This window comes from Mesorhizobium huakuii (genome assembly GCF_030160235.1).
Lineage (GTDB): Bacteria > Pseudomonadota > Alphaproteobacteria > Rhizobiales > Rhizobiaceae > Mesorhizobium > Mesorhizobium huakuii.
Genome location: NZ_BSNY01000012.1, coordinates 413,559 through 436,271, shown reverse-complemented (window position 1 = coordinate 436,271; position 22,713 = coordinate 413,559). Strand labels below are relative to the sequence as shown.

Sequence of the window (22,713 nt, the reverse complement as noted above, 5' to 3'; positions counted from 1 at the left end):
AGGCCTGGCCGTTGATCGGCCGGGCCTCAAATCTTGATGTTCCAGAAGGACGATTGGATGACGACTGAACTGGGATCGACGCAACCGGGCACCAACGACCGCCCGGTAAAACTTGCCTGCCGCAATGTCTGGAAGCTGTTCGGCGCGAACGCGGCCAGTTTCATCCGCGAGCGCGACGGCAAGGCCAGCATGGCCGATGTCTCTGCTGCCGGTCTGGTCGGCGCCGTGCGCGCGGTCGATCTCGAAATCCGCCAGGGCGAGATCTTCATCATCATGGGCCTGTCGGGCTCCGGCAAATCGACACTGGTGCGCTGCATGTCGCGGCTTGTCGAGCCGAGCCACGGCAAGGTCGAGTTCGAAGGCAAGGACCTGCTCAAGATTTCCGACGCGGCGCTCATCGAATTGCGCCGCCACCGCATGGGCATGGTGTTCCAGAATTTCGCGCTGCTGCCGCATCTCAACGTGCTCGACAACATCGCCTTCCCGCTCAGCATCCAGGGGCAGGACCGGGCAACGCGCGAGGCGCGCGCCCGTGAGGTCATCGAACTGGTCGGCTTGCGCGGCCGCGAGCATTTCTATCCGCGCGAATTGTCCGGTGGCCAGCAGCAGCGTGTCGGCATCGCCCGGAGTCTCGCAACCAAACCGGAGATCTGGTTCCTAGACGAACCATTCTCCGCGCTCGACCCCCTGATCCGCCGCGAGATGCAGGACGAGCTTATGCGGCTGCAGACCATGCTGCACAAGACCATCGTCTTCATCACCCATGATTTCGACGAGGCCATTCGGCTCGCCGACCGTATTGCCATCATGAAGGATGGCGAGATCATCCAGATCGGCACGCCGGAGGAACTGGTGGTCAATCCGGCGACCGATTATGTCGCCGAGTTCACCCGCGACGTCGACCGCGCCAAGGTGATCTCGGCCCGCAGCCTGATGCGCGCCTGCGACGGCGCCGAGCATGGCGGCACGGTCTCGCCGGATGCCAAGATCGCCAGCTTCTCGGCCAGCATCGTCTCCGCCGGCAAGCCGTTCGCCGTGGTCAACGGCACCGGCAAGCCGATCGGCGAAGTGACGCCGCAAGCGGTCATCGACCTGCTGGCCGGCATCGAGCACGCGAGAGCCCACGCATGACGGTGACGGCCAGCGCCAGCGAGCCGAGGCCGCCGCTTCAGCGGTGGCTGCTTGTCTGGGCGGCGGCCCTTGCCGCCGTGCTGTTGGTGTTCCTGCTGCAAGACAGCGTCCCTTGGGCTGTCGACTATCCAGCCAGCGCCGTCGTGCCCGTCGCCGACTGGGTCAGCGCGCTGATGGGCTGGATCAAGTCGAACCTGTCGTGGCTGACGCGCTCGATCACCGCGGTTCTCGGCGTGCCGCTCGATTTCGCGCTCAATCTCTTGGCCAAGAATTTCAAGATCGGCCATGGCGCTGACGCCTATATCTTGCCGCGCCTGTCCTGGGTTGGCGTCTGCGCTGTCGCCTTCCTCGCCGGCCATGTCGTGGGCGGCCGGAAACTCAGCCTGCTGGTCGGCGGCTGTTTCCTCTACATCGCGCTGTTCGGCCAATGGACCAGCGCCATGCTGACGCTGGCGCTGATCTCCATCGCCGTGCCGTTCTGCATCGTCACCGGCCTGTTCGCCGGCATCTGGGCCTGGCGCAAGCCTTGGGCGGAAAGGCTGATCGTCTCCCCTGCCCTCGACCTGATGCAGACCATCCCGACCTTCGCCTATCTGATCCCGATGCTGCTTCTGTTCGGCAACAGCCCGGTGTCGGCGATGATTGCCACCGCCATTTTTGCAACGCCGCCGATGGTGCGGGCGACGATGCTCGGCCTGACGCGGGTGCCGCTGGAGATCAGCGAATTCAGCGACATGGCCGGCTGTACGGCGCGGCAGAAACTGTGGCGGGTGCTGCTCCCGTCGGCGCGGCCGACGCTGATGGTCGGCGTCAACCAGGTGATCATGCTGGCGCTCAACATGGTGATCATCGCCTCGATGATCGGCGCCGGCGGCCTCGGCTACGACGTGCTTCTGGCGCTGCGCGCGCTGAAGGTCGGCGAAGCGATGGAAGCTGGCCTTGCCATCGTGGCGCTGGCGATCGCACTCGACCGGCTGAGCCAGGCCATCGCGCACAAGCAGGCGAAGGGCCATGCCCATCAGGCGGTGAGCCCGAGCTTCTGGCGGCGCTATCCCAATCTGACGCTGGCCATCGCCATCCTTGCCGCCACCACGCTGCTCGGCCTGTTCGTGCCGGCCTTCGCCGCGGTGCCGAAGGCGATCACCTTCACCACCGCGCCGCTGTGGAAGGCGGCGGTGAACTGGGTGACGATCAACTTCTTCGATGCGATCGAAGCCTTTCGCGTGGCGCTGATCCTTAATGTGCTCAACCCGGTGCGCGCCTTCTGCGAAGGCTTTCCCTGGCTGGGCGCGGTGTTCCTGCTCGGGCTTGCCGGCTATCAGCTTTCAGGCCTGCGCCTGGCGGCGCTGGTCGCCGCGCTGACCGCCTTCTGCGCCATCACCGGGCTGTGGGAAAAGACCATGGCGACGGTCTATCTCTGCGGCATCTCGGCCTTCATCGCCTGCCTGATCGGCATCCCGATCGGGCTGATGGCCGCACGCAGCGACCGCTTCGAGAAGATCGTCACGCCGATCATCGACACGCTGCAGGTACTACCGTCCTTCTGCTTCATCATTCCGGTGGTGATGCTGTTCAGAGTCGGTGACGTGACCGCGATGATCGCGACGATCGCCTTCGCCGTGGTGCCGGCGATCCGCTACACCAATCACGGCATCCGCCAGGTGCCGCCGGCCCTGATCGAGGCGGCCAAGGTATCGGGCTGCACGCCGCGCCAGACCTTCTTTCGCGTGCAATTGCCGCTGGCGCTGCCGGAGATCATGCTCGGCGTCAACCAGACCATCCTGATGGCGCTGGCGATGATCATCATCTGCGCCATGGTCGGCACGCGTGACCTCGGCCAGGAGGTGTTCATCGCACTGTCCAAGGCCGATTCCGGCCGCGGCATCGTCGCCGGCCTGGCAATCGCCTTCATCGGCATCGTCGCCGACCGGCTGTTCAGCGCCTGGACGGCGAAAGCGCGGGCGAGGCTGGGATAGGCAGCAAGATGCGCGGCGGCTATTCCGCCGCCACGCCCTTCACCTCGAGATAGCTCTCCATGGAATCGTCCAGCGCCTGCAACCAGGGCGTATGGTGCAGCGGCGCCATGGTGCCGGTCATCAGCGAGCGGTAGGCGTGGTCGCGGAAGCTCATAATGTCTTCCGCCTTATGGTGTTCCCATTCCATGAAGGTCTGGTTGACTGCCTCGACATCGAAGCCGGGATAGTCGGTCTGATCCATCAGTTCCTTGGTGTAGTCGCCCTGGAACCAGATCATCTGCTCGGCATCTTCCAGCGTTTCCTCACGCGCACGCCATTTTGCGCCGTGCGCCGCCATCGCTTCGGCCGAGGGCAGTTTGATGCGGCCCATGATCACGTCGCGGGCGAACCAGGCCTGCGCGTCGAACATGTTGAAGGTGTAGAACTGGTCCTGCATGCCGATATAGGACAGCATCGGGTTCTTTTCCCACACAACGCCTTCATAGAGGTCGAGCGGCCACATGCGGTTGGCGGTCTTGAGCTTGAGGTCGTCGGTGAGGAAGGGGAAGGAATGCAGATAGCCGGTGCACAGGATGATGGCGTCGACATCCTTGGTCGAGCCGTCCTTGAAGTGGGCGGTCTTGCCGACGACCTTCTGCAAGAGCGGCACTTCCTTCCAATTCTCCGGCCATTTGAAGCCCATCGGCTTCGAACGGTAGCTGGAGGTGATGGATTTGGCGCCATATTTGTAGCACTGCGAACCGATGTCCTCGGCCGAATAGGAGCGGCCGATGATCAATATGTCCTTGCCCTTGAACTCCATCGCGTCGCGGAAATCATGGCTGTGCAGGATGCGGCCGTTGAAGGTGGCAAAACCCTCGAAATAGGGAACGTTGGGGACGGAGAAGTGACCGGAGGCGACGACGACGTTGTCGAACTCTTCGGAATAGGTGACGTCGTTGGTGCGGTCATGCGCGGTGACGGTGAATTTCTTGGTCTCGTCCGAGAAGGTGACCATGCGTACCGGACTGTTGAAGCGCACCCATTTGCGCAAGCCCGATTTCTCGACACGGCCCTTGATGTAATCCCACAGCACGGCGCGCGGCGGATAGGAGCCGATCGGCCGGCCGAAATGCTCCTCGAACGTGTAGTCGGCGAATTCCAGGCATTCCTTCGGTCCGTTCGACCAGAGGTAGCGGTACATCGAGCCATGCACGGGATCGCCATGCTCGTCGAGGCCGGTGCGCCAGGTGTAGTTCCACAGACCGCCCCAATCCGACTGCTTTTCGAAGCAGACGATCTCGGGGATGTCAGCACCCTTGTCTTCAGCCGACTTGAAGGCCCTGAGCTGTGCCAGGCCGGACGGTCCGGCGCCGATGACGGCAACGCGCGTTTTCATTTCCAGGGTCTCCTCATTTTTTGATTTCCCCAGCGAAACAAATTTCACTGACAGTGACACTAATTGGCCCTTTGGTGCTGTCAACAGACATCTGCGGGAACGGCGTTTGCCCGCAAAGGATTCCTGCGAAAAACCGTCGCTGGCGGAATCCATGGGATCGTCCGATGGGACTTAAGACGGCTTGCCGACACCGCCGCGCTGCTGTATCGCCACGTGACATGTTCACCTTGAGTGAAATAAATCCGCGAAGTCCGGGGGCGACATGGCGAAAGACAGTTCCAAGGCCGGCCTTGCCGGCGCCAAGCCGAAGCCCCAGCCAAAGGTCTCGGCGGACGGCAAGACCATCCGCGCACCGCTGACGCAAAACCCGCATGCCATCCGCGATACACGCGAGAAGGTGCTGGAGGTGGCGATCGGCCGCGAGGTGCGGGCGTTCCGCAAGAAGCTCGGCATCACCGTCGCCGATCTCGCCGTCGCCACCGACATTTCGCTGGGCATGCTGTCGAAGATCGAGAACGGCATAACCTCTCCGTCGCTGACCACGCTGCAGGCGCTGTCGCGGGCGCTCGGCGTTCCCGTCACCGCCTTCTTCCGCCGCTTCGAGGAAGAGCGCAGCGCTGTCTTCGTCAAGGCCGGCGAAGGGCTGGATGTCGAGCGCCGCGGCACGCGCGCCGGCCACCAGTATAATCTGCTCGGCCATATTGGGTCGAACACCAGCGGTGTCGTCGTCGAACCCTACCTGATCACACTGACCGAGGATTCGGACGTGTTCCCGACTTTCCAGCATGAGGGCATGGAGTTCCTCTACATGCTCGAGGGCGAAGTCGTTTACCGGCACGGCAGCAACCTCTACCCGATGAAGCCAGGCGACAGCCTGTTCTTCGACGCCGACGCACCGCATGGGCCGGAGCAGCTGACGAAACTGCCAATGCGGTATCTCTCGATCATCTGCTATCCGCAGAACAGCGCGGGTTAGTCAGGCCCGAACCCCGGGCTGGTCGGACTGCCGTCGTCCAGCTTCGACAGCCATTCGACCAGTGTCGGCCGGTACCGTGTCAGGCCCTTGTAGGTGGCGAGTTCCTCGGGCAGGTCGCGGATGACGCGGTGCAGACGCCGCGCCCATTTCGGCTGGGTGACCAACTCGTCCATCTTGATCAGATAGCAGCGGATCGGGAAGACGATGCCATTGGAGCGAGGCAGTCGCCAGAAGCTCTGCAGCTCGACGCGCAGATGCACCTTGTCGCCGACATTCTCGGGCGTCACGGTCGTCCGGTCCGGCCCCCATTTGTGGTAATTTTCCGGGCTGGTATCGAGGCGCGGATTGATGGTCATCGTCCAGTTGAGACGCCGTGCCGGCTTGCCCTGCTGGATGTTGGTGAGGAATTTCAACGCCCTGGTGAAAATCCCCTTCTCATGCGCCAGCGGCACCGGCGCGTGCCACTCGAAAAAATTCATCCCGATGTCGAAATCGAGCGACCAGTCGGCCTGGGTGGTGACCATGCCGGCGTCCATCCACAGATTGCCGTCGCGCTGGTCGAGGATGCAGAAATCGCCCTGGCTCTGGCGGGTGATGTATTCCATCGGACCGTAAGGCAGGGTCGAGGTGTCGCCGAAGGTGAAAGTGTCGTCGATGCCGAGCGGCCGGTTGATCCAGCGCCAGCGGTCGCCGTCACGCGTCAGCGTGAAATGCTCGGGATAGCCAAGCGCCTGCTGTTCCATCAAGAGTTCGAGCAGATCCCAGCCGGCCAGCGTCATATGCGGCAGCGACTGGCAGCGCAGCGGGTCCTCGGCCAGCACCAAAGCGCGGTCCTGCATCTCGGCGACATAGTGCTCGTCGACGTCGATCAGGTTCTCCAGCACGCTGCCCTTCGGCCCGACGACATGCGGCTCGATGTTGACCGCATACATGTAGGCGTCTTCATGGAACGGGAACGGGAACCGCCTGATGTGCTCCGGGCTGTTCCTGAAGGTGAAATCGTCGCGGAACGTTTCCTTGCGAAAGGTGATGCCCATGATTTCCTCCTAGAGCGGGCTGCCCGCTCTATCTATTTGTTTCAGCCGCATTTCTGCGACGCCAAGTGTATCCACTTGGCTGCAAAATGCTTCACCGCTCCAGCACCAGCGACCGACCCTCGAAGCGCGACACGCACGGCATGATCTTGCAGCCGGAGCGATGGTCTTCCTCGCTCAGCCAGTGGTCGTTGTGGATGAATTTGCCATCGTAAGAGATGACGTTGGTCTCGCACTGGCCGCAGACGCCGCCGCGGCAGAGATAGGGCGGATCGACGCCGGCCGCCTCGATGGCTTCGAGCAGGCTCTGCTGCTCGCCGACGCGGATCGTCTTGCCGCTGACCGCCAGCGTCACGTCGAAAGGCAGGCCGGGCTGGGGTGCCGCGAAATGCTCGAAATGCACGGCTTCCGACGGCCAGCCCAAGGCGGTCGCGCGGTCGCGCACCCAATTGATCATGCCGGCAGGGCCGCAGACATAAAGATGCGTACCGAGCGGCTGCGTCGACAGCAGCCGGTCGAGGTCGATGCGCTCGTCACGGTCGTCATGGTAGAGCCTGATGCGCCTGTCGTAACGCTCCCGCAGCACGTCGGCATAAGTGGCGAGCGACGCGGTGCGGCAGGTGTAGTGCAGTTCGAAATTGCCGCCCTCTCCCGCCAGTTGCGCCGTCTGCGCCATGAAGGGCGTGATGCCGATGCCGCCGGCCAGCATCAAGTGCTTCTTCGCCCTCAGATCGAGCGAGAACAAATTGACGGGGTAGCTGATCACCATCTCCAGGCCCGGCTTGACGGACCGGTGCATGAACAGCGAGCCGCCGCGGCCGACATCGTCGCGGCGCACCGAGATCGTGTATTCACGCGTGTCGAGCGGCGAGCCCATCAGCGAATACGGGTTGAGCCGGGTGCGGTCGCCGTCGCGCATCTCGACCACGACATGGGCGCCGCCGGAAAAGGTCGGCAGCAGCTCGCCGTCGCGGCGGCGGAAATGGAAGCGGGTGACCAGTTCGTTGACCGGGACGACATCGCTGACGACGACATCGAGCTTGGTGGTGCCGGTGCTCATGGAAAGGCCTCCTCGGTTGGAGGAATCTCCGAGCGATCCTCGGCATTGATGCAGACACCCTGGAACGCGGCGAGGCGCCTGGAATAATGATCGCGTACCAGAAGCAGCAGGCCGCAGTGCGAGCAGGTCGCAGGCTGTGTCGTGACGTTTTCAGTGATGCCCTTGCAGTGCACGCACTGCATGCGCCGCGCCAGCGAGCCGCGATGCTCCGTCTGCATGGAGGTGTGGTCGATGCCGGCTTCGAGCGCCACCTGCATGGCCTGGCCAATCAGGCCCTCGGTGCCGGCGAGGTATAGGCGCAGGCCCATATGGGCATTGCCCAGCGTCTGCTTCAGCCTCGGCAACAGGCTGGCAAAGGATGGCGCGAGATGAAACTGCGCCGGCTTCAGCGCTTCGAGGGCGGCGACATGCTTGCCGTCGAGGCCCGGGATGAAGACGATTTCGGCGCCGCCGAAGAAACCGGGCGGAGCCATCTTTGCCATATCAACGATCGCCAGCGCGCCTTCCGCATCGGCGATGAAAAGATGATGTTTGCCGGGCTGCGGAGACAGGGTTCCGTAAATGGGCCGGCTGATGATCGTCTTGGCTGCCATTCTCTCTTAGTGCCTTAATCCCTCGCTGCTGATGATGCCTCAACCCTTGGCGGTGCGCTTGGTCTTTTTCGGATCGTCGAACGGCAAGGGCTGCGCCGTCGCCTTGATCGATCCGCTCTTGTTGCGGATTTCGAGCTTGGTGTCCTTGACAGCGCAGTCGACGTCGAGACGGGCGATGCCCATCGATTTTTTGACCAGCGGCGAATACATGGCGCAGGTCACCACGCCGACCTTTTTGCCGTCGCGATAGACCGGCGCGCCTTCGTCGGCTGGCTCCTTGCCGTCGAGCAGCACACCATAGATCTTGAAACGCTCCTTGCCCTTCAGGCGGTAGTGTTCCTCCGCGCCGCGGAATCCGGTCTTGCCGGGGCTGACGGTGAAATCGAGGCCGAGCTCCCACAACGTGTCGCCGGGGCCTTCATTCTCGAACGGATATTTCTGGGAGTTATCGTAGGGGTAGAACAGCAGATAGCTTTCGACCCGCAGCATGTCGAGCGTGGTGAAGCGGCACGGAATGATGCCGGCGCTCTTGCCCTCGTCGAGGATCCTGTCCCAGATCGTGCCGGCATCCTGGCCACGGCAGAAGATCTCGTAGCCGCGCTCGCCGGTGTAGCCGGTGCGCGAGATCATGACGGGGAACCCGAAGAGCTGGGTCTGCATGTGGTGGAAATAGTTGAGGTCGCGAATCCCCGGCACATGCTTGGCGAGATAGTCGACCGATGTCGGCCCCTGCAGCGACAGATCGTGCAGATTGTCGTCGAAGCGCAGCGAGACATCGCGGCCCATCGCGGCGCGCTGCAATTCCTCATGGCCGGTGCCCGAACCATGCACGACCATCCAGCTGTTCGGGCCGGTGCGGTAGAGGATGCAGTCGTCGGTGAATTTTCCCGCCTCGTTCAGCATGCAGGCATAGGCCGACTTGCCGGGGTAGATCTTTTCCACGTCGCGCGTGGTGGCGAGATCGATGAGATGCGAGGCGTGCGGTCCGGTGATGTGCACCTTCTTCAGACCCGACACATCCATCAGCCCCGCCTTGGTGCGGATCGCGATGTATTCTTCGTCAGCATCCTTGTCGTAGGTCCAGGCGGTTCCCATGCCGCTCCAGTCTTCGAGCTTCGAACCCAGCGCGCGATGGCGATCCGCCAGGGTCGAAAATCTCCAGGATGCCGTCATCCGCTCGTCCTCCGTTCAAAAATCCACTGTTCCCTGCTCCTTGGCGCAGTGGCCGGAGCTTTGAGTTGAATATTGACCGCAAACGCGAGAGGGCCGCAATCCCCTGAAAGCAAATAATTTCATTGTCAGGCAAAATTGACCGCCCGGAGCAAATGGTTAACTCAGCGTAAATTCGTCTTGACAATTGCGGTAAACGGTCTGAATTTATGAAAAAAATTTCACTCTCTTGAAAGAGGGCGACGCGCGGTGGATTCGGAACCGGGCGTCGAAAAAAGGGGACAAACCGATGTCAGACCTGCAGCAGCGCATCGAGGCGCTGTACCGTTCCGATTTGCGCGGATCCGCGCTGCTGATCATCTGCCTGTGGGCGACGATCCTCTTCGTCCTCTTCATGACATGGCCATACATTCCGCACGCCGGCATCAGGGCTGTCGTGGCGATTGCCGCCGCCGCCGTGCTGATCTTCAACACAGCCGCGATCCTGGCGATGGTCAAGCACTACAAGGAAGACAAGGACTTCATCTACGGCCTCGATATCAAGAACGCCGACGCATCCCGCAACCGCCAGTCCTGAGGGGTACAAGAAATGTCCCGCTATACGCCGCCGGAGCAGAGCAAGGCCGGCCAGGTTTTCGATATCGTCGTCGTCGTTGTCGCCATCTTCGTGGCGCTGTGGCTGCCGTTGAAGCTCGGCCTTGCCGGAGCAGCCAAATCCATCGACGCGCTCGATGCCAAGACCTGGGAAGCGCTTGGCCAGAACCCGACCATGGCGGCGATCTGGGAGAAGCTCGGCTATACGCCCGAGACCGCGCATGACGTCATCCAGAACCGCTTCCACTATGTCATCGACTGGCCGACGCTGATCATCATGGCGGCGGTGCTGATCGGTTATTTCGTCTTCCTGTTCCGCGCATCCGACCGCGAATATCGCGACGTCATCAGCGAGAAGTTCGACGACAAATAAGAGTTCCGAAGACAGGCAATCGGGGACGCACCATGTGGATTTCACTCTCTTACGCATGCTGGGGCATCTCGGTCGTGCTCGCGCTGTGGATGCTCTACGACTGGTTCAAGGTCGACACGACTTATTCCGAAGACGTCCTGACCTCGTCACGCGAAGGCGAGCTTGAAGCCGTTTCCGAGAAACACCGGATTTGAGTGGGGACCGAACAATGACGACGACCGTACTTGAACCGGCAATTCACGGCGACAGGGTTTCACTGCTGCGGGTGCTCGGCCCGGCCCACGTCTGGGCGCTCGGCGTCGGCATCGTTCTGGTCGGCGAATTCACCGGCTGGAATTTTTCCGCCGACAAGGGCGGCGCGCTGGCAGCGCTGATCGTCTGCTGGATCGTCGGGCTGCTTTATACCTCGGTCGCCATGATCGATTCCGAGGTGACCTCGACGGTGGCCGCCGCCGGCGGCCAGTACGCGCAGGCCAAGCACATTGTCGGGCCGCTGATGGCCTTCAACGTCGCGCTGTTCCTGGTCTTCGCCTACACGATGCTCGAAGTCTCGGACGCCATCCTGCTTGGCGACACCATCGTCGCCAAGGCCGGCGTCGAGGGGCTAACACACAATTCCTTCATCGCCGCCACCATCGTGGTGCTGGCATGGCTCAACTATCGCGGCGTGCTGATGACGCTCAACGTCAACTTCGTCATCACGGCAATCGCCTATATCTCCATCGTCATCCTGTTCTTCTCGGTCAGCCCGTGGACGCAAGGCGCAGTGCTGAAGCTCAACGAGCTGGTGACGCCCGGCAATGCGCTGCCCTATGGCTGGATCGGCGTCATCGCCGCCTTCCAGTTCGGCATCTGGTACTATCTCGGCATCGAAGGCACCACGCAGGCAGCCGAGGAAGTGCGTTCGCCTGCCCGCTCCCTGCCCTATGGCACGATGGCCGGCATGATCACGCTTTTGATCGCCGCCGCGATGACCTGGTATGTCTGCGCCTCGCTGATGCCATGGGAATATCTCGGTATCACCTATTATCCGCTGTGGGACGCCGGCAAGCTGACCGGCAGCCCGCTGCTGGAGAACCTCCTGTTCATCGCCACGCTGCTGGCGGCGCTGGCCTCCGCCAATGGCTGCATCAACGATGCGGCGCGCGCTTGGTTCTCGCTTGGCCGCGACCGTTACCTGCCGAGCTGGTTCTCGGCGGTGCATCCGAAATACCGCACGCCCTACCGCTCGATCCTGTTCCTGCTGCCGATCGCGCTCGCCTTCGCCTTCATTGCCGACCTCAACCAGGCGATCACCTTCTCGATCCTGTCGGGCGTGCTGCAATACACCTTCATGAGCATCAACATCATGATGTTCCGCAAGAAGTGGCCGCTCGGCACCATCCGCCGCGGCTACACGCATCCGTTCCATCCGCTGCCGGCGATCGTGCTGTTCTGCCTTTGCGTGGTGACGTTCTTCGCCATCTTCCTCGGTTTCGGTTCGCAGCTGATCGCGATGACCATCTTCTATTTCCTGATCTCGCTGTGGTTCCATTTCTACCGCTACAAATTCGTGCGGCGCGGCGACCAGTTCACCATGCCGTGGCCGAAACCGCAGGGCTATTGATGGGAGACGGCCCGCCCCGATCCTCGGCGGGCCGGACATGACAAAATGTCCGAAGCGACATCAGCACTGCTTGTCGGGGCCATCGTCCTGGCTCTCACTCTCCATCTGGCATGGCTGGCGCGGCGCAGCCGCAACAGGGCATTGGCGGCGCTCGCCGTCGACGAGGCCCGCATCCGCACCGTCATCGCCGACGCCGCCGATATTTCGGACGGCACCGCCGGCGTCGTCACCTGGGAAGGCTCGTGGAACGGCCAGCGCGTTCAGTTGCGCACCATCGTCGACACGCTGGCGACGCGAAAACTGCCGGCCCGCTGGCTCAGCGTTTCCATCACCGAAAAGGTCGCCGTCCCCGCGACCTTCGACATGATGATGCGGCCGGGCTCGCCGACGACCTTCTCCAATTTCGACCATCTCCAGCATACGCTGCCCAAGGCTCCGGGATTTCCGCTCGAAGCGGTGCTGCGAACCGACCGCCGCGGTACGCGGTTCCCGCAAGGCATCATCGCCGATCATCTGGAACCCTTTTCGGAAGGGCGCGCCAAGGAGCTGCTGATCACGCCAAACGGCGTGCGCATCGTCTGGCTGCTGGCCGAGGCCGAACGGGCGCGCTACGGCGTTTTCCGGCAGGCCGCGTTCGGCGAGGCGCAGATCGATCCGGCGCTGATCGAGCGGTTGCTCACCTCCCTCTCGGCGCTGCGCGACGCCATCAACAAAAGCGAACGGCAAGCCGCATGACCAGTTCGAACACGCAGCCGGCGCCGGTGAGCCCTTATCTCGTCCTCGGCGCGTCAATCGTGCTGCCCGCAAGCGGCCATGTCATTCTGGGCGTGCCGGTGCGCGGGCTGCAGTTCCTTTTCTTCATGGTGATCCTGGCATGGGTGACCGCCAAGATCGCGCCGTCCGACGCCAGCTTCATCGGCCGTCACGCCGGCGGCTTCCTGATCTATGCGCTATCCATCTTGGACGCCTACAAGCTCGCCCGCATCCGCCATGCCCGGTGGGTTCACAATGCCGCGCAGGGCAGCGATAACTCGCATGGCGGCATCGCGCCACATGCGTAACTAGAGGAAAATTTTTTTCATATGATTGAATTTGCGGGACTCATTCGATACATCATCTTCTAGCTACAAACGCCGGGAGGCTGACATGTGTGGAATTGTCGGACTGTTTTTGAAAGACAAGTCGCTGGAGCCGCAGCTCGGCGCGATGCTGTCGGAGATGCTGGTATCGCTCAGCGATCGCGGCCCCGACAGTGCAGGCATTGCCATCTATGGCGCGCCCTCCAAGAATGAAGCCAAGATCACGATCCAGTCGGCGAAGCCCGCGCGCGATTTTCGCGACCTCGACACCGAGCTTGCCAAGGCCATCGGCGCGCCGGTTAGCATTGCCGTGAAGTCGACCCACGCCGTCGTGCGGACAACGCCGGCCAAGATCGACGAAGCGCGCGAGGCCATCCAGGCACTTCGCCCCGACATCCGCATCATGGGCGCCGGCGACGTCGTCGAGATCTACAAGGAGGTCGGCCTGCCGGAAGCGGTGGTCGATCGCTTCGACGTCCGCAAGATGACCGGCACGCATGGCATCGGCCACACCCGCATGGCAACGGAATCGGCGGTGACGACGATGGGCGCGCACCCCTTCTCGACCGGCGCCGACCAGTGCCTGGTGCACAATGGCTCGCTCTCCAACCACAACAATGTCCGCCGCGAGCTGATCCGCGAGGGCATGAAGTTCGAGACCGAGAACGATACCGAGGTCGCGGCCGCCTATCTCTCCTCACAGATGGCGCATGGCAAGAATCTCGGCGAGGCGCTGGAAGGCACGCTTTCGGACCTCGACGGCTTCTTCACCTTCGTCGTCGGCACCAAGAACGGTTTTGGCGTGGTGCGCGACCCGATCGCCTGCAAGCCCGCCGTCATGGCCGAGACCGACCAGTATGTCGCCTTCGGCTCGGAGTATCGCGCGCTGACCAAACTGCCCGGCATAGACAATGCGAGGGTCTGGGAACCGGAACCCGCAACCGTCTATTTCTGGGAGCATTGAGTTCATGCCGGCAACCAAACTTTCAAAGGCCGCGACCCACGACCACGCCTCCCGGATCTTCGATCTCGATGTGTCGTCGCTGCGCGAGCTCAATCAGGCGCTGCACGCTCTGACGCCTGGTTCCAACGAAACGGCGTGGGAAGTGCTGCATCCGAAGGGCAGCCATTCGGTCGCCGTCGGCGTCGACCAGCCCGTCACCATCGATGTGCGCGGCAGCGTTGGCTATTATTGCGGCGGCATGAATTCCGGCAGCACCATCACCGTGCATGGCTCGGCCGGCCCCGGCGTCGGCGAGAACATGATGTCGGGCTCTATCATCGTGAAAGGCGACGCCAGCCAGTATGCCGGCGCCACCGGCAAGGGCGGGCTGCTGGTCATCGAGGGCAATGCCTCGTCGCGTTGCGGCATTTCGATGAAAGGCATCGACATCGTCGTGCACGGCAATATCGGCCATATGTCGGCTTTCATGGCCCAGTCCGGCAATCTGGTGGTGCTGGGCGATGCCGGCGATGCGCTGGGCGACTCCATCTACGAGGCGCGGCTGTTCGTACGCGGCAAGGTCGACAGCCTGGGCGCCGACTGCATCGCCAAGGAGATGCGACCCGAGCACCTGGAATTGCTGCAGGGCCTGCTCGACCGTGCCGGCGTCACCGGCGTCAAGCCGTCGGAGTTCAAGCGCTACGGTTCGGCGCGCACGCTCTACAATTTCAATATCGACAACGCCGATGCGTATTGAGGCAGCATGACTTATCGCAACCCGCCGACGACGCCGCGCAAATCCGCGACCTTCGACGACTACACACTGTCGGAAATCCGCCGTGCCGCGGCGACCGGCATCTATGACATCAGGGGCGCCGGCGCCAAGCGCAAGCTGCCGCATTTCGACGACCTTCTGTTCCTTGGCGCCTCGATCTCGCGCTATCCGCTGGAAGGCTATCGCGAGCGCTGCGACACATCAGTCGTGCTCGGTTCGCGCCATGCCAAGAAGCCGATCGAATTGAAGATCCCGATCACCATAGCCGGCATGAGCTTCGGTTCGCTCTCCGGCCCCGCCAAGGAGGCGCTCGGGCGCGGCGCGACACTGGCGGGCACCTCGACCACGACGGGCGATGGCGGCATGACCGAGGAAGAGCGCGGCCATTCGAAAACGCTGGTCTATCAGTACCTGCCCTCGCGCTACGGCATGAATCTGCGCGACCTGCGCCGTGCCGATGCGATCGAGGTCGTCGTCGGCCAAGGCGCCAAGCCCGGCGGCGGCGGTATGCTGCTCGGCCAGAAGATCTCCGACCGCGTCGCCGAGATGCGCACGCTGCCGAAAGGTATCGACCAGCGTTCGGCTTCGCGTCACCCCGACTGGACCGGGCCGGACGATCTCGAGATCAAGATCCTCGAACTGCGCGAGATCACCGACTGGGAAAAGCCGATCTACGTCAAGGTCGGCGGCGCCCGCCCCTATTACGACACTGCGCTCGCGGTGAAGGCCGGCGCCGATGTCGTTGTCGTCGACGGCATGCAGGGCGGCACGGCGGCAACGCAGGAAGTGTTCATCGAGAATGTCGGCCAGCCGACGCTCGCCTGCATCAGGCCGGCGGTGCAGGCGCTGCAGGATCTCGGCATGCACCGCAAGGTGCAGCTGATCGTCTCCGGCGGCATCCGCAACGGCGCCGATGTCGCCAAGGCGCTGGCGCTCGGCGTCGACGCGGTTTCGATCGGCACGGCGGCTCTCGTCGCGCTCGGCGACAACGATCCCCGCTGGGAGGCGGAGTATAACGAACTCGGCACCACGGCCGGCGCCTACGATGACTGGCATGAGGGGCGCGACCCCGCCGGCATCACCACGCAGGACCCGGAGCTGATGAAGCGGGTCGATCCGATCGCGGCGGGACGACGGCTGGCCAACTATCTCAAGGTGATGACGCTCGAGGCGCAGACGATTGCGCGCGCCTGCGGCAAGAACAGTCTGCACAATCTCGAACCCGAGGATCTCGTCGCCCTGACGATCGAAGCCGCCGCCATGGCCGGCGTGCCGCTGGCCGGCACCAACTGGATACCGGGGAAGAACGGCTTTTAGAGCATGATCCCGAAAAGTGGAATCCGGTTTTCGGAAGAGATCATGCTCGAACGAGGAACAGCATCCAAAGACATAAGCGAGGAACTATAATGGGGAACGATCTCGCCGCTTTCGCCAAAAAGACCGGCGTCAAATATTTCATGATTTCCTACACCGACCTGTTCGGTGGCCAGCGTGCCAAGCTGGTGCCGGCGCAGGCGATATCAGACATGCAGAAGGACGGCGCCGGCTTTGCCGGTTTCGCCACTTGGCTTGATCTGACACCGGCGCATCCCGACATGCTGGCCGTGCCGGATCCGGACTCGGTCATCCAGTTGCCATGGAAAAAGGAGGTGGCCTGGGTCGCCGCCAACTGCATCATGGAAGACAAGGAAGTCGACCAGACGCCGCGCAACACGCTGAGGCGGCTGATCGCAGAGGCAGCCACTGACGGCATGCATGTCAAGACTGGCGTCGAGGCCGAGTTCTTCCTGATCTCGCCGGACGGCAGCGTCATATCAGACCAATACGATACGGCCTCGAAACCCTGCTACGACCAGCAGGCGGTGATGCGGCGCTACGACGTCATTGCCGAGATCTGCGACCACATGCTGGAACTCGGGTGGGGTCCCTACCAGAACGACCATGAGGACGCCAACGGCCAGTTCGAGATGAACTGGGCCTTCGACGACGTGCTCGCCACCGCCGACAAGCACTCCTTCTTCAAATTCATGGTCAAGTCGGTGGCCGAGAAGCACGGCCTGCGGGCCACCTTCATGCCGAAACCCTTCCAGGGCCTGACCGGCAATGGCTGCCATGCCCACATCTCGGTGTGGGACAAGGCGGGCAAGACCAATGTCTTCGCCGACAATTCGATGGAGCTCGGCCTGTCGGCCAAGGGCAAGAACTTCCTCGGCGGCATCATGAAGCATGCCTCCGCGCTTGCCGCGATCACCAACCCGACGGTCAATTCCTACAAGCGCATCAACGCGCCGCGCACGATTTCGGGCGCGACCTGGGCGCCAAACACGGTGACCTGGACCGGCAACAACCGCACCCACATGGTGCGCGTGCCCGGCCCCGGCCGCTTCGAGCTGCGCCTGCCCGATGGTGCCGCAAATCCCTATCTGTTGCAGGCGGTGATTATTGCCGCCGGCCTCGACGGCATCCGCTCGAAGGCCGATCCCGGCAAGCGCTACGACATCGATATGTACCAGCACGGCCACACGGTGAAGGGCGCGCCGAAACTGCCGCTCAACCTGCTCGACGCGCTGCGCGAGTTCGACAAGGACAAATCGCTGAAGGCGGCGCTGGGTGAGGAATTCTCGTCGGCCTACCTAAAGCTGAAGCACCAGGAATGGAATTCCTATGCTTCGCACTTCACGCAATGGGAGCGCGACCACACGCTGGACATATGACCGTCCTGCCGGTGCGAGCGACCTCGGAATGAACTGATGAAATACTCGATCTTCTCGCTCGCCCGCGCCGCCCTTTCCGGCCACAAGAACTGGCAGCGCACCTGGCGCGACGCCACGCCGAAGGACCGCTACGACGTGGTGATCATCGGCGGCGGCGGCCATGGCCTGGCCACCGCCTGGTTCCTGGCCAGCGAGTACGGCATCAGGAACGTCGCCGTACTCGAAAAAGGCTGGATCGGCTCCGGCAATGCCGGCCGCAACACAACCATCATCCGCTCCAATTACGGCCTGCCCGGCAATACCGGCTTCTACGAATTGTCGATGAAGCTGTGGGAGCGGATGGAGCAGGACCTCAACTACAATGCGATGGTCAGCCAGCGCGGCGTCATCAACCTCTACCATTCCGACGCGCAGCGCGATGCCTATGCGCGGCGCGGCAACACCATGCGCATCAACGGCATCGACGCCGAACTGCTCGACCTCGCGGCAGTGAAGAAGATGATGCCGTTCCTGAACTTCGACAATGCGCGCTTTCCGGTGCAAGGCGGATTGTTGCAGCGGCGCGGCGGCACGGCACGGCACGATGCCGTTGTCTGGGGTTATGCCCATGCGGCGAGCGGACTCGGCGTCGACATCATCCAGAACTGCGAGGTGACCGGCTTTGTCAGGGACGCCAACGGCAAGGTGACCGGTGTCGAAACCTCGCGCGGCCGGATTGGCGCCGGCAAGGTCGGCATGGCGGTCGCCGGCTCCTCGTCGCGCGTCGCTGATATGGCGGGCCTGCGCCTGCCGATCGAAAGCCATGTGCTGCAGGCCTTCGTCTCCGAGGCGATCAAGCCGCTTATCCCCAACGTCATGACCTTCGGCGCCGGCCATTTCTATGTCAGCCAGTCCGACAAGGGCGGCCTTGTCTTCGGCGGCGACATTGACGGCTACAATTCCTATGCCCAGCGCGGCAATCTGCCTGTGATGGAGGATGTCTGCGAGGGCGGTATGGCGCTGATGCCGATGATCGGCCGCGTGCGGCTCTTGCGCCAGTGGGGCGGCATCATGGACATGTCGATGGACGGCTCGCCGATCATCGACAAGACGCCAGTCGACGGCCTCTATCTCAACGCGGGCTGGTGCTATGGCGGCTTCAAGGCGACGCCCGGCTCAGGCTTCGTCTTCGCCCATCTTCTGGCCCGCGACACGCCGCATGAGGAGGCCGCAAGGTTCCGCCTCGACCGTTTCCGGACCGGCGCCATGATCGACGAAAAGGGCCAGGGCGCCCAACCGAACCTGCACTGAGGACGGCCGGAAAATCATGCGAATTGTCTGTCCCTTCTGCGGCGAACGCGAACTCGGCGAATTCACCTATCTCGGCGACGCCAAGCCGGTGCGACCGGCGGCGGATGCAGGTGAAGATGCCGTCTACGACTATGTCTATCTGCGCGACAACATTGCCGGCGTGATGAGTGAGAACTGGTACCATGGCGGCGGCTGCCGGGCCTGGCTGAAGGTTACCCGCAACACGCTGACGCATGAGATTTCGGCTGTCGAACCGGCAGCGGGCGCCGGCGCGGCAAAGGTTGGCGCGTGATGGCCGTGGCGCAGACAAACCGGCTCGGCAATGGCGGCCTCATCGACCGCTCGGCGCCGCTCAGCTTCCGCTTCGACGGCAAGAGCTTTTCCGGCTTCCAGGGCGACACGCTGGCGTCGGCGCTGGTTGCCAATGGCGTCAAGCTGGTCGGCCGCTCGTTCAAATATCATCGCCCGCGCGGCATCCTGACCGCAGGCTCGGAAGAACCCAACGCATTGGTCGAACTGCGCAGCGGTTCCCGGCGCGAGCCGAACACCAAGGCGACGACGGCCGAGCTCTATGAAGGCCTCGAGGCCGCCAGCCAGAACCGCTGGCCCTCGCTGCGCTTCGATGTGATGTCGGTGAACCAGCTGTTCGCACCGATCTTCGTCGCCGGCTTCTACTACAAGACCTTCATGTGGCCGGCGAAATTCTGGGAGGCGATCTACGAGCCGGCGATCCGCCGCGCCGCTGGTCTTGGCCGAGCCGCCGGTGTTGCCGACCCCGATCACTACGACAAGGCCTGGGCGCATTGCGATGTGCTGGTCGCCGGCTCCGGCCCAGCCGGCCTTGCCGCGGCGCTCGCCGCCGGCCGCAGCGGCGCCCGCGTCATCCTGTGCGAAGAGGATTTTGCGTTCGGCGGCCGCCTGCTGTCGGACGGCGGCACGATCGATGGCCTGCCGGCAGCCGAATGGCTGTTGCGGACACTGGCTGAGCTGGCGGCAATGCCCGATGTCCGCATCATGAACCGCACGACGCTGTTCGGCGTCTATGACGGCGGCACCTATGGCGCGCTGGAGCGGGTCAACGACCATCTGCCCTCGCCGCCCGAGCATCAGGTGCGCCAGCGGCTGTGGCGCATCGTGGCCAAGCGCTGTGTGGTCGCGGCGGGCGCGCTGGAGCGGCCGATCGTCTTTGCCGGCAACGACACGCCCGGCGTGATGATGGCTTCGGCGATGCGGACCTATGTCGGGCGCTATGCAGCCGCTCCCGCAAAACGCATCGCGCTGTTCACCAACAATGAGGATGGCTGGCGCACGGTCGAGACCGCACTCGGTGCCGGACTGCAGATTGCGGCGGTGATCGACGCGCGGCCTGATATATCGTCGGCGCATCGTTCGCTGGCCTCCAAGAATGGCTTCACGGTGCTGCACGGCGCCGTCAGCGGCGTCGACGGCGGCAAGGATGGTGTTAGGAAAATCGCGGTGTCGCTCACCGGCGGCGCGCGCGCCGAAGTCGAGGCCGACGGGCTCGCCGTTTCCGGCGGCTGGAACCCGGCGGTCGGGCTGACCTCCTATCATCGCGGCCGGCCGAAATGGCGCGACGACATCGCTGCCTTCGTGCCCGACGGCGCGCCTCCCGGCATGGTCGCTGCGGGTGCCGCCAATGGCGATTTTGGCCTCGGCGCCTGCCTGAGCCAGGGCTTCGCCGCCGGCGCCGCAGCGGCACACGATGCCGGACATGGCGGCAAGGCCGGCACCGCGCCTGTCGCCGACGACGAGGCTTTTTCGGTGACGCCGCTCTGGCACGTCGCCGGCAAGGGCAAGGCCTTCGTCGACTACCAGCACGATGTCACCGCCTCCGACATCGAACTGGCGCAGCGCGAAGGTTTTGAATCGGTCGAGCATCTGAAGCGCTACACGACGCTCGGCATGGCGACCGACCAGGGCAAAACGTCGAATGTCGCCGGCCTCGCCATCATGGCCGCGGTGAGTGGCCGCTCCATCCCTGAGACCGGCACCACCATCTACCGGCCTCCCTACGTGCCGGTCGCTATAGGCGCCTTTGCCGGCCATCATCGCGACGAGACGTTCCATGCGACGCGGCTGACGCCGTCGCATCACTGGGCCGCCGAACAGGGCGCTGTTTTCGTTGACACAGGACTCTGGAAGCGGGCGCAGTGGTACCCCCGCGCGGGCGAGAAGGACTGGCTGGAATCGGTGACGCGGGAGGTCAAGGCGGTGCGAAGCGGCGTCGGCTTCTGCGATGTCTCGACGCTCGGCAAGATCGACGTGCATGGCCCGGATGCCGGCGCCTTCCTGGACCGCGTCTACATCAACACCTTCTCCAACCTCGCCGTCGGCAAGGCGCGCTACGGGCTGATGCTGCGGGAAGACGGCATCGTCTATGATGACGGCACGACATCACGGCTAGCCGAGGACCATTATTTCCTGACCACCACAACGGCCAAGGCCGGTTTGGTGATGCAGCATCTCGAATTCTGCCGGCAGGTGCTGTTTCCCGAACTCGACGTGCAACTGACCTCCGTCTCCGACCAGTGGGCGCAGTTCTCGATCGCCGGGCCGAAGACCCGCGATCTGCTGAAGGAGATCGTCGATCCCACGGAGGACCTTTCCAACGAAGGTTTTCCGTTCATGGGCGCGCGCGAAGTCGCACTTCGCGGCGGCATCAAGGCGCGGCTGTTCCGCATCTCCTTCTCCGGCGAGATGGCATTCGAGATTTCGGTGCCGGCACGCTACGGCGAGGCGATGGCGCGCAACCTGATGCTGGCCGGCAAATCGTTTGGCGTCACGCCTTACGGCACCGAGGCGCTCGGCGTGATGCGCATTGAAAAGGGCCACATAGCCGGACCGGAACTGAGCGGCACGACGACGGCCGCCGATCTTGGCCTCGACAAGATGATGTCGACCAAGAAAGATTTCATCGGCCGCGTCATGGCCGGTCGCGAGGCGCTGGTCGCGCCGGACCGGCAGGTCGTTGTTGGCATCAAGCCTACCGACAAGGCACGCCGCCTGCGCTCCGGCGCGCACATCATCCCGAAGGGGCAGACGCCCGGGCCAGGCAACGACCAGGGCTATGTCACCTCGGTCTGCTTCTCGCCGGCATCAGACCAGTGGATCGGGCTGGCACTTGTCGAGCGCGGCCGCGAACGCATCGGCGAGATTGTCCATGCGCATGACCCGATACGCGGCGAGGACTATGACGTCGAACTCTGCAATCCCGTCTTCTATGATCCGGATGGAGGGCGCCAGCGTGGCTGAGTTTTCCTGGGATGTTCGCAGCCCGCTCGATCGGGCGCTCTTGGCGGGGCCGTATGGTGCGCATGGCGATGCCGGCGTGACGCTGACCGAGATCCGCAATTTCGACCTCGTCCAGGTGATGGCGCGGCGCGGCAAGGCGGTCGACATGGCCACCGTCGCGAAGACACGCTTCGGCGTCGCCGCTCCGGAAACACCGAAGGCGGTGCATACGGCGGATGCCACGCTGATCTGGTCGGGACCGGATCAGTTTTTTATCCTGGCGAAGAACGGCAAGCATGCGATGGACTGGCTTGTTCCAACCTTCGCGGCCTCTGGTTCACTGTCCGAGCAATCCCATGCGCGCGCGCTGATCAGCATCTCCGGCGCCAAGGCCCGGGCGATGTTGGCCAAGCTGTCGTCGATCGATCTGCATCCCGGTGCGTTCGCTGTCGGCGCAGCCGCCGCGACCTCGATGGATCACACCAGCGTCACGCTATGGCGCGGGAATGATCGAGATGGGCAGGCTGTGCTCAACGTCCTGGTATTTGCGACGTTCGCGGAGAGCCTGTGGCACACGATGCTGGATTCGGCTGCGGAGTACGGCGTGGCGATCGCGCATTCAGAGGAACTGACGTAGCGCATGCACGCCCTTCCCTCTCGCCTTGTGGGAGAAGGAAGAAAGGCGGTCCGCCTTGCCAAACGCCACCGCGCTGCTATTCTTGCTGCTAAAATAATTTCACACACAGGCAAACTTGTTTCTCGAACCGCA

Annotated in this window: 22 protein-coding genes; 17 read left to right on the top strand and 5 right to left on the bottom strand. The window is 63.3% G+C overall.

Translation table 11 applies throughout. The annotated features are described in order from the left end of the window. Positions 1-57: 57 nt before the first annotated feature. Entirely contained in the window at positions 58-1,131 is a 1,074-nt protein-coding gene (locus QQK95_RS06795) for a quaternary amine ABC transporter ATP-binding protein (protein WP_284270195.1), read from the top strand. Continuing rightward, positions 1,128-3,107: an ABC transporter permease gene (locus QQK95_RS06790; RefSeq protein WP_284270193.1), complete on the top strand. Its 1,980-nt coding sequence runs from the start codon at positions 1,128-1,130 to the stop codon at positions 3,105-3,107. Before QQK95_RS06795 ends, QQK95_RS06790 begins: the two co-directional genes overlap by 4 nt. A 19-nt stretch (positions 3,108-3,126) precedes the next feature. Here QQK95_RS06790 and QQK95_RS06785 read toward each other — a convergent pair whose 3' ends face one another. Beyond that, positions 3,127-4,485 carry an NAD(P)-binding domain-containing protein gene (locus tag QQK95_RS06785; RefSeq protein WP_284270191.1) on the bottom strand — a complete coding sequence of 453 codons (1,359 nt, stop codon included), beginning with the start codon at positions 4,483-4,485 and terminating at the stop codon, positions 3,127-3,129. Between the two features lie 262 nt (positions 4,486-4,747). On the opposite strand from QQK95_RS06785, the gene QQK95_RS06780 reads away from it, so the two are divergent. After that, entirely contained in the window at positions 4,748-5,461 is a 714-nt protein-coding gene (locus tag QQK95_RS06780; RefSeq protein WP_064983208.1) for a helix-turn-helix domain-containing protein, read from the top strand. On the opposite strand, the gene QQK95_RS06775 is transcribed toward QQK95_RS06780, so the two are convergent. The 4 genes from QQK95_RS06775 to QQK95_RS06760 all read right to left on the bottom strand — a co-directional run bounded on the left by QQK95_RS06775 (position 5,458) and on the right by QQK95_RS06760 (position 9,321). Continuing rightward, the gene (locus tag QQK95_RS06775) at positions 5,458-6,498 is read right to left on the bottom strand and encodes a heme-dependent oxidative N-demethylase family protein (RefSeq protein WP_202355413.1); all 1,041 of its coding nucleotides are present in this window, start codon (positions 6,496-6,498) and stop codon (positions 5,458-5,460) included. The two genes, QQK95_RS06780 and QQK95_RS06775, sit on opposite strands and share 4 nt — an antisense overlap. 91 nt (positions 6,499-6,589) lie before the next feature. After that, entirely contained in the window at positions 6,590-7,555 is a 966-nt protein-coding gene (locus QQK95_RS06770; protein WP_284270185.1) for a PDR/VanB family oxidoreductase, read from the bottom strand. Further along, positions 7,552-8,148 carry a dimethylamine monooxygenase subunit DmmA family protein gene (locus QQK95_RS06765; protein WP_284270184.1) on the bottom strand — a complete coding sequence of 199 codons (597 nt, stop codon included), beginning with the start codon at positions 8,146-8,148 and terminating at the stop codon, positions 7,552-7,554. The genes QQK95_RS06770 and QQK95_RS06765 overlap by 4 nt, the downstream gene beginning before the upstream one ends. Positions 8,149-8,187: 39 nt before the next feature. Beyond that, complete coding sequence (locus QQK95_RS06760; protein WP_183457244.1) at positions 8,188-9,321, bottom strand: aminomethyltransferase family protein; 1,134 nt, start codon at positions 9,319-9,321, stop codon at positions 8,188-8,190. Positions 9,322-9,607: 286 nt separating this feature from the next. Here QQK95_RS06760 and QQK95_RS06755 point away from each other — a divergent pair, with 286 nt between their 5' ends. The 14 genes from QQK95_RS06755 (at position 9,608) to QQK95_RS06690 (ending at position 22,581) form a co-directional block, all read left to right on the top strand. Beyond that, positions 9,608-9,895, top strand: coding sequence for a hypothetical protein (locus tag QQK95_RS06755; RefSeq protein WP_284270180.1), 288 nt, complete (start codon positions 9,608-9,610; stop codon positions 9,893-9,895). Between the two features lie 12 nt (positions 9,896-9,907). Further along, the gene (locus QQK95_RS06750; protein WP_284270178.1) at positions 9,908-10,285 is read left to right on the top strand and encodes a hypothetical protein; all 378 of its coding nucleotides are present in this window, start codon (positions 9,908-9,910) and stop codon (positions 10,283-10,285) included. Between the two features lie 32 nt (positions 10,286-10,317). Then, positions 10,318-10,479 carry a hypothetical protein gene (locus tag QQK95_RS06745; protein WP_095198794.1) on the top strand — a complete coding sequence of 54 codons (162 nt, stop codon included), beginning with the start codon at positions 10,318-10,320 and terminating at the stop codon, positions 10,477-10,479. 14 nt (positions 10,480-10,493) lie between these two features. Further along, on the top strand, positions 10,494-11,891 hold the full coding sequence (locus QQK95_RS06740) for an APC family permease (RefSeq protein WP_095771136.1): 1,398 nt from the start codon (positions 10,494-10,496) through the stop codon (positions 11,889-11,891). A 45-nt stretch (positions 11,892-11,936) separates the two neighbouring features. Next, positions 11,937-12,626 carry a hypothetical protein gene (locus QQK95_RS06735; protein WP_284270169.1) on the top strand — a complete coding sequence of 230 codons (690 nt, stop codon included), beginning with the start codon at positions 11,937-11,939 and terminating at the stop codon, positions 12,624-12,626. Further along, a complete protein-coding gene (locus tag QQK95_RS06730) occupies positions 12,623-12,952 on the top strand; it encodes a hypothetical protein (protein ID WP_284270167.1) in 330 nt (109 codons plus the stop codon). Before QQK95_RS06735 ends, QQK95_RS06730 begins: the two co-directional genes overlap by 4 nt. Positions 12,953-13,037: 85 nt before the next feature. Beyond that, positions 13,038-13,934, top strand: coding sequence for a class II glutamine amidotransferase (locus QQK95_RS06725; RefSeq protein ID WP_284270166.1), 897 nt, complete (start codon positions 13,038-13,040; stop codon positions 13,932-13,934). Between the two features lie 4 nt (positions 13,935-13,938). After that, a complete protein-coding gene (locus QQK95_RS06720; protein ID WP_284270164.1) occupies positions 13,939-14,670 on the top strand; it encodes a GXGXG domain-containing protein in 732 nt (243 codons plus the stop codon). A gap of 6 nt (positions 14,671-14,676) precedes the next feature. Beyond that, positions 14,677-16,005, top strand: a complete 1,329-nt coding sequence (locus QQK95_RS06715; protein ID WP_284270163.1) for an FMN-binding glutamate synthase family protein — start codon at positions 14,677-14,679, stop codon at positions 16,003-16,005. Positions 16,006-16,094: 89 nt separating this feature from the next. Then, positions 16,095-17,402, top strand: coding sequence for a type III glutamate--ammonia ligase (gene glnT, locus QQK95_RS06710; RefSeq protein ID WP_284270161.1), 1,308 nt, complete (start codon positions 16,095-16,097; stop codon positions 17,400-17,402). Positions 17,403-17,438: 36 nt separating this feature from the next. Further along, on the top strand, positions 17,439-18,692 hold the full coding sequence (locus QQK95_RS06705) for a sarcosine oxidase subunit beta family protein (RefSeq protein WP_284270160.1): 1,254 nt from the start codon (positions 17,439-17,441) through the stop codon (positions 18,690-18,692). Positions 18,693-18,708: 16 nt separating this feature from the next. After that, positions 18,709-18,984, top strand: a complete 276-nt coding sequence (locus QQK95_RS06700; protein ID WP_202355427.1) for a sarcosine oxidase subunit delta — start codon at positions 18,709-18,711, stop codon at positions 18,982-18,984. Then, positions 18,984-21,965 (top strand): sarcosine oxidase subunit alpha, encoded by a 2,982-nt coding sequence (locus QQK95_RS06695; protein WP_284270154.1) that lies wholly within the window; start codon positions 18,984-18,986, stop codon positions 21,963-21,965. Before QQK95_RS06700 ends, QQK95_RS06695 begins: the two co-directional genes overlap by 1 nt. After that, the gene (locus QQK95_RS06690) at positions 21,958-22,581 is read left to right on the top strand and encodes a sarcosine oxidase subunit gamma (protein WP_284270152.1); all 624 of its coding nucleotides are present in this window, start codon (positions 21,958-21,960) and stop codon (positions 22,579-22,581) included. The genes QQK95_RS06695 and QQK95_RS06690 overlap by 8 nt, the downstream gene beginning before the upstream one ends. The last annotated feature ends 132 nt before the right edge of the window (positions 22,582-22,713 follow it).